This window comes from Emticicia sp., assembly GCF_043780375.1.
Taxonomy (GTDB): domain Bacteria; phylum Bacteroidota; class Bacteroidia; order Cytophagales; family Spirosomataceae; genus Emticicia.
Window position 1 is genome coordinate 1 of the sequence record NZ_JAYWCU010000110.1, and the last position, 6,927, is coordinate 6,927.

The window sequence follows — 6,927 nt, forward strand, 5'->3', positions numbered from 1 at the left end:
TTTGAAAGCATAGCACCGCTACGGTTGAAAAATTTACTCAATTTGTAGCCGAAAAGATGGTGTTTTTCGACTTAAAATACTTTCGCAGGAAGTCTAATACTGTAAGTTTAAATTCAAGGCACAGCAATTGTAACCTTTGAGCGTTCGCAAACGCCACCAATCGGAGGATTAAATTTTGAAACACTTACAGTAACTCCCTGAATATCAGGAAATTGCACTTTTACAACTTCAATAATTTTATAAGCGATATGCTCCAACAACCGATGTTTTTCTTTCATCACGTCGGCAATTATTTTATAAACTACTTCGTAATTTATCGTCAATTTTAGTTTATCTTCCTGAGCCGCACGACTCAAATCTGCCGTGATTGCAATGTCAATCGAATATTTATTTCCGATTTTTTGCTCTTCGTCATAATAGCCATGATAGGCAAAAAACTCTACTCCTTCTAATGAAACTATTCCCATATTAAGTTAATGAAGAGCGGTTCGCCGCTGTGAAGAAGGGTATAAAATGAAGACAAAACAAAAAAGATTCAAGCAAAAACCCGAACCTTTCTTTAATTTTCGATATTAAATCTACATTTTAAAATCTTCTAAATTGTTAATTATTAACAAGTTACAATACTAACGACTAAAATCAAATATTATCAAAAAATGAAGTGCCACCTGTATTTTCGCTCGATTTTCCCATCACGTCATTGAGCGTGGGTAACGGAGACGTATCTTTTGCAGCCGTATCATTTTTTTCAACCATTGCTTTTCTAATAGCAGCTTTTACTTTGTTTACTTTCTCCAACATCTCTTCTGTGATAGAGTCTAGATTATTTTCTGGTACTTCAACCACAGCTATTGGCGTTGCTACTTCTTCAACCTTATTTTCAACAACAATTGGGGTAGTTATCTCTGGTGTTTTTTCGTCAATTATATTAGTAAAAAAATCAGTAGGCTCTTCAATTTCAATAACAGGTGTAGGAGCAATTTCCACCACTTTTTCAGGTTCTCTTCCTCTTATTAACAAGCCTTTCAAAGCTTCCAAATCATCCCAACGACCCTCAGCAGCAAGTTTGGCTTGTTGTGTCCATGTACTTGGGTCATGGCGGGCAAATTGAGACCCTGCTAGTTCTAAAATTTCTTCTATTTTATAAACAGGCGTAATAGCTAAATCACGGAAAGTAAAGATTCCAGAATCATAAAGCAACATTGCAATTTTTGGACCAATGCCCTCAATAATGTCCAATTCATCTGTTTTTGGCTCTTCTATTTTGGTAGATTTTTCTACCAAAACTTCCTCGTTATCAATAACCTCAGTTAAATTATTTCCTGATGAAGATTGACCACTTTCAATATTAGTAGGCACATCCTCAACTGGTGTTTCTACTTCGATTTCCTCAACCACAGGCAAAGCTGCAACTTCTTCTACGTGGGTTGAAGTCCCTTTTTCTTCTTCTAATGATGTTTCCTCTACTGGTATTTCAGCAATCGCTTCTGCTACTGGTTCATTTACTATAACTTCTTCAGTAGGTTCTGGCGTAATGGTTGGTATTTCGGCAGAAATTTCTTCTATTATATTGCGTTCCTCTTTTTGTGTTCCTTCATCTCCAACAACAACATCCTCTTCCGTGAGCATTGAGGTTGCTTCCTTAAATTTGGCATCAACACCTTCTTTGTCAAATTTACCTTCAAAACGCAATACATGTTCGAGCGTAGCATTTGAAAGACTACGCATTTGCACCAATAAATTGGTTTTGTAATGATCCATGGCACGGAAATCTCTTTCCAAAACCTTTACATCTCCCAACACTTCTTCTTTAATATATCTGGCTCTATTTTCAGCTTGACGCACAATCTCAGCAGCTCTTTGTTTGGCCTCAACTACAGTTTTTTCTCCTTGTAATTTTGCTTCATGCACATGCTTATCTGCATGTTGACTTGCCTGTTCAGTAATCATTGTACTTGTATCTTCAGCAGTTTTCAAAGTTTTGAAAAGCGTCATTTCAATCTCCCGTAGCTTATTTGCCTCTTTTTCGGCAATTTCAAGCTGCATGCGAAGCATTTTACTTTCGTTAAGCACTCGCTCCCACTCTTGCGAAAGATTAGCTAAGAAATTATCTACTTCTTCTATATTATATCCTCTGAAAGTTTTTTCAAACTCATGTTGGCGTATTTCGAGGGGTGTAATTTTCATTTTTAAAATGTTTTTACGGAGTTAGCAAAATGTTTTTTTAGGTTAGTAATTTGAAAAACAAGCATTTTCTAATCAAATTTCTATAATATTATTTTAATTAGCAAAAATAATAAAAAAAGGATGTTTAATACTTAATCTTGCTTATTTTTCTTCAAAAACGATGCTCATTAATCAGTTTTCGTCGTATAATTTCCATACTGAGATGGTACGATCATCGCTTCCCGACACAATTTGGTCTTCGTATTCAGTCCAAAGCAATTTATTTACCGATGTTCCATGTCCAGCGTGTCTGGCACGGTCAATTACTTTTAAGAGTTTAAATGTTTCAGCATCCCATATTTTAACAGATTTGTCCATACTACAAGTAGCAAATCGCTTATTATTAGGCTGATACGAAATATGATTGATGGCAAAGGTATGAGCCACAATTTCTTCTTCTAAAACATAATTTTGTTCAACATCCCATATTTTTAGGCGAGCATCACGACTACCCGATAGCAAAAATTTAAAATCAGGTGAATATTTTATGGTAAAAACCGAATTGTTATGAGCAGCAATTACTTGTTTTAATTCAAGCGTTGTTAGGTCAAATATTTTAATTGTATTGTCGCTAAAACCTGCCGCCAATTCTCGCTCAACAGGGTTAATCGCCAAACATCTCACACTCATATCTGATGCTTTTATGTGTTTCCTAAAACTAAAGCTCGCTACATCAATAACCGAAATAATGCCATCTCCACCGGCCAAAAAAGCTTGATTTTTATAAATCTGAATATCAAAATAGTTGGAAGGAGCTAATTTTAGCGAGCGAAGTTCTTGCTTTGTTTCAATATCAATCACATGAATTCCTTCAAAGTTTTCGGCTACCCATAAGTGGTTTTCTTGCGGTAAATAAGCAAGTGCATATACTGAATGACCGACTTTTGCAATCAACTCCCCTACATCAGGCTTTTGCAAATTCCACCTTACAACAAATCCATCTCCTGCTGCCGAAAAAAAACGATGCACTTCTCCTGACTTTTCTAATGTATAAACACAGTCTCGATGTCCAGTAAATGTATCTATTTTCTCTACTTTTATCATATTTTACAGACATTCGCTATTGGCTTTTAGCAATTAGCTTACAAAATTTGCCTAAAGCATATAATTACGCTATTTTTGGTCGTAAAAGTAATTCTTTAAATTTTCATTCACATATAATACATGAAATTTTCAGCCGAAACAGAAAAAGAAGTCGTTTTTAGCCAAGTAGAAAAAGTTATTTCCGATTTAGGATTTAATATTGATAAACAAGACCAAAATCGCCCTTGGGGAGGCTTTTTTGTATTAGATGAGTCTCAAGCTCCGCAATTTATCGAAACTTATTTTCCGCATTTATCAGTCAATGATTTTGGTGTCGGGCGAAAACTAAGTCCGAAAGTTTTGGTAGTAGCTCCGCACAAGCGTTTGTCATGGCAATACCATTTCCGTCGTGCTGAAATTTGGAAAGTTATTGGCGGAACGGCGGGCGTAATAACAAGTGATACAGACCAAGAAAATGCCTTACAAACTTTACCTTTGAATACTATCATTAATTTAAAGCAAGGTGAAAGACACCGTTTGATTGGCTTAGATGGCTGGGGAATTATTGCTGAAATTTGGCAACATACTGACCCACAAAACCCTTCTGACGAAGATGATATAGTGCGTGTACAGGATGATTTTGGCAGATAAATATAAAGAATAGTTAATTGTGAATGATTTTTATAAATAGTTTACTATCAACTTATTATGCTTATTTTTAAGATCTTTAGTAAACATTGACTGCAAATTTATCATTCACAATTAACCACTTATCATTCATAAAGTCTCCTTCTTACTTCTTTCGCTCCTGCACACATATTGATTAGTTTTTGGCGAGAAGCCCAACGAGCTGTTTGACTTAAACCGCAGTCGGGAGCAACTGCCAATTTTTGGGCTGGAACATATTTTAAGCACAATTCTATCCGCTCAATTACATCCTTTACGCTTTCACAATAATAATTTTTTACATCAATTATACCTACGGCTACGTCCATTATCTGAGCAAATTCAGCCAATAATTCTACTTCATCAAACTCACGATTTGCCATTTCAATATGAATTTCATCAACATTCATATCTAAAAAATCAGGCAACATTGGGTGTAATTTCCGATAACCTACAGGCCGACCTTTAAAATTTCCGAAGCATAAATGTGTAGAAATTCTTGTTTTCCCAACGACGCTTTCAATAGTTCGGTTAAAAATATCAACAAAACGTTTCGTGTCTTCTTTATAGGCATAACACGACATCGAAGGCTCATCAACCGTAATTTCGGTGCAACCTGCAGCTACCAAATCTTCTAATTCCTTCTTTACAAAAGGCAAAAGCCCTTCAGTTACATCAAAGCGGTCTTTATAGATTTGACCATCTGGCAACATTCTTCCTGAAAGTGTATAAGGTCCTGGCACTGAAGCCTTTAAAGTAAATCCCGAAGGGGCAAGTTTTTTCAATCTTTCAAATTCTTTGACCGCTCCCAAGCCTTTTGGGGCAGTTAAAGGTTCAATAATCGAGTGTTTTCCACGTTGATCATGGGCTGGTGGTCCAAATTTTCGAGTTTCCGAATGATTGGGTTCAAGTCCTTTGATAAAGCCATAAAAAGACAAATTGAAGTCCAAGCGAGTCTGCTCGCCGTCGGTAATCACATCCAAGCCAGCAGAAGTTTGGTCATAAACGGCCGCAATCACCGCATCTTCAATCATTTCTTCAATGTCGGCTGCTCCAAATTTATCAAGATTCATCGAAGCAAATTCGAGCCATCCCGGAAAAGGATAAGAGCCAACTACGGTTGTACGAATAGGTATTGGTTGCATAATTTAATGAGTGAAATTATAAATATGAATCTGATAAACAGTACTTTACTTAACATTTATCAATCGCCGATGATAATTTATTTGTCCTAAATGATAATTGAGATGTCCAAAAAGATGAATCAGAAAATATTCATTGGAGTCATTTCCATCATAAAATTCTTCGGTATGCTTTTGTGCTAAAATTTTGTCGGAAAGAGTTGGCAAAATCGCCTTCAACATATTACCCGTAGCTTCAATTTTAGCAATTAGTTGTACTTTTGGCACATTTTTCTCTGAAAATTCTAAAGAACGATTACGAACATAATCTATATTTCCTAATTGATGCCCAATGTAATGATTGAGGTTTCCCATCAAATGCAAGCAAAGATTTCCCGCAGAGTTTTGAATTTCGTTTCTTATAAGCCATAAGTCGTTTTCATCATTGTAAGCTTCGATTTCATTTTTGAGATTTTGTAAATCTCGGTCATAAAGTTTAATTAATGATTGTATCATCTTTTTTTTATAAAGGCATTATTTACTCATTTAAAGCTATCTCCATTCTTACATAACCTTTTTCGTTTTTTTGAGTAATATCAGAGGCGAGTTTCATGCCAAATTTTTCGTAAAAACCAATGAATGATACTCGAGCATTACAATACAAACAGCTGATATTCAACAATTTAGCTGCTTCCATTAAATAAATAAAAAGTTTTGCACCATAGCCTTTTCCTTGATAATCTTTATCAGTTGCAAATTTCCTAAACTGTCCTTTTTTCCCATTTTTGAATAAAGAAATGACAGAAATCAAACGATTTTTTTCGAACAAACCATAATGAAATCCATCTTCATCATTCGGTAAAATCACAAACTCAAGTGGTTTATTCGGCCACATGACTTTATGTCTTAATTGCCAAGTTTCAGCAGCAGAAATTTCTTTTATTTCAACCATTATTTTCAGAAACATAAGAGGAAATACCATTTTTTTCATACATTTTAGCAATGCGATGAGCGTGTTCGTCATAAGCAGCTTCAAATAATTCGGTGGCTCGTTGTGTACCAACCAATACCCCTGCGGTTAGCACTTTAGGTGGATGCCCTGCAAGTGTTAAATATTCGGCAACTTGGGCTTTTATACTGTTTACAAGTAATGCCCCGCCAACGGTTGAGCCTGGAGAAACAGGTGTATCTAAATTTGGCACATAAACCATCGCATCTCCCACTGGAGCCCCAGTATCAAGCACTAAATCTGCAAAATCTGACAACTTCTTGCCATCAGTACGCTTACATGTGCTTGCTTCCAAATGCAGTTTTGTAACCAAAGCCACTACTTTTATGCCTTTTTTTTGGAAAATTTCAGCCATTTCTATGGGTACAACATTACAACCTGACGATGAAATAACAAGTGCGGTATCTTGGTCAGTAACATCGAAGTTTCTTAAAATTCGGTCGGCTAAACCTGATACATTTTCAAGAAACATAGCTTGTCGTTGACCATTTGCTCCAACTACCATGTTATGAAAAGTTAAGGAAAGTTCAACAATTGGATTAAATCCTGCAAAAGAACCGTATCGAGGCCACATTTCTTCCACCATGATTCGGCTATGCCCCGAGCCAAAAACATGAACCATTCGTCCCTCTAAAATCGAATCTGCAAACCAACGAGCAGCAATTTTTATTTGTTCTTCTTGTTTTTCAACGACGTCAATTATCTGACGGGATTTTTTTATATAATCTTGTATGACACTCATAGTAAACTAATGAACAATATAAAATGGATAATTAATAGTAGCTAAATTATGCGAATTACGGGTTAATACTTGCATTATTTTTATTTTTAGTATAACAAAAAAACTAAACTATCAGTTTTTCCATTAGAATTGAAGTAACA

At 35.6% G+C, this 6,927-nt stretch carries 8 protein-coding genes; 1 reads left to right on the forward strand and 7 read right to left on the reverse strand.

What is annotated here, in order from left to right; translation table 11 throughout:
- Positions 1–113: 113 nt before the first annotated feature.
- From folB to ACH2CJ_RS08020, 3 genes are all read right to left on the reverse strand, one after another.
- A complete protein-coding gene (gene folB / locus ACH2CJ_RS08010) occupies positions 114–467 on the reverse strand; it encodes a dihydroneopterin aldolase (protein WP_394991914.1) in 354 nt (117 codons plus the stop codon).
- A 172-nt stretch (positions 468–639) separates the two neighbouring features.
- Positions 640–2,187 carry a DivIVA domain-containing protein gene (locus ACH2CJ_RS08015; RefSeq protein WP_394991916.1) on the reverse strand — a complete coding sequence of 516 codons (1,548 nt, stop codon included), beginning with the start codon at positions 2,185–2,187 and terminating at the stop codon, positions 640–642.
- A gap of 171 nt (positions 2,188–2,358) precedes the next feature.
- Entirely contained in the window at positions 2,359–3,270 is a 912-nt protein-coding gene (locus ACH2CJ_RS08020) for a WD40 repeat domain-containing protein (RefSeq protein ID WP_394991918.1), read from the reverse strand.
- A gap of 120 nt (positions 3,271–3,390) precedes the next feature.
- Here ACH2CJ_RS08020 and ACH2CJ_RS08025 point away from each other — a divergent pair, with 120 nt between their 5' ends.
- Complete coding sequence (locus tag ACH2CJ_RS08025) at positions 3,391–3,900, forward strand: phosphoheptose isomerase (protein ID WP_394991919.1); 510 nt, start codon at positions 3,391–3,393, stop codon at positions 3,898–3,900.
- A 122-nt stretch (positions 3,901–4,022) separates the two neighbouring features.
- Here ACH2CJ_RS08025 and ACH2CJ_RS08030 read toward each other — a convergent pair whose 3' ends face one another.
- The 4 genes from ACH2CJ_RS08030 to ACH2CJ_RS08045 are packed head-to-tail and all read right to left on the reverse strand — an operon-like array spanning position 4,023 to position 6,787.
- Positions 4,023–5,060 carry a methionine synthase gene (locus ACH2CJ_RS08030; protein ID WP_394991920.1) on the reverse strand — a complete coding sequence of 346 codons (1,038 nt, stop codon included), beginning with the start codon at positions 5,058–5,060 and terminating at the stop codon, positions 4,023–4,025.
- A 45-nt stretch (positions 5,061–5,105) separates the two neighbouring features.
- Positions 5,106–5,552: a DinB superfamily protein gene (locus tag ACH2CJ_RS08035; protein WP_394991922.1), complete on the reverse strand. Its 447-nt coding sequence runs from the start codon at positions 5,550–5,552 to the stop codon at positions 5,106–5,108.
- Between the two features lie 22 nt (positions 5,553–5,574).
- Positions 5,575–5,988: a GNAT family N-acetyltransferase gene (locus tag ACH2CJ_RS08040; RefSeq protein WP_394991923.1), complete on the reverse strand. Its 414-nt coding sequence runs from the start codon at positions 5,986–5,988 to the stop codon at positions 5,575–5,577.
- Entirely contained in the window at positions 5,981–6,787 is an 807-nt protein-coding gene (locus ACH2CJ_RS08045; RefSeq protein WP_394991925.1) for a sugar isomerase domain-containing protein, read from the reverse strand. The genes ACH2CJ_RS08040 and ACH2CJ_RS08045 overlap by 8 nt, the downstream gene beginning before the upstream one ends.
- Positions 6,788–6,927: the final 140 nt, after the last annotated feature.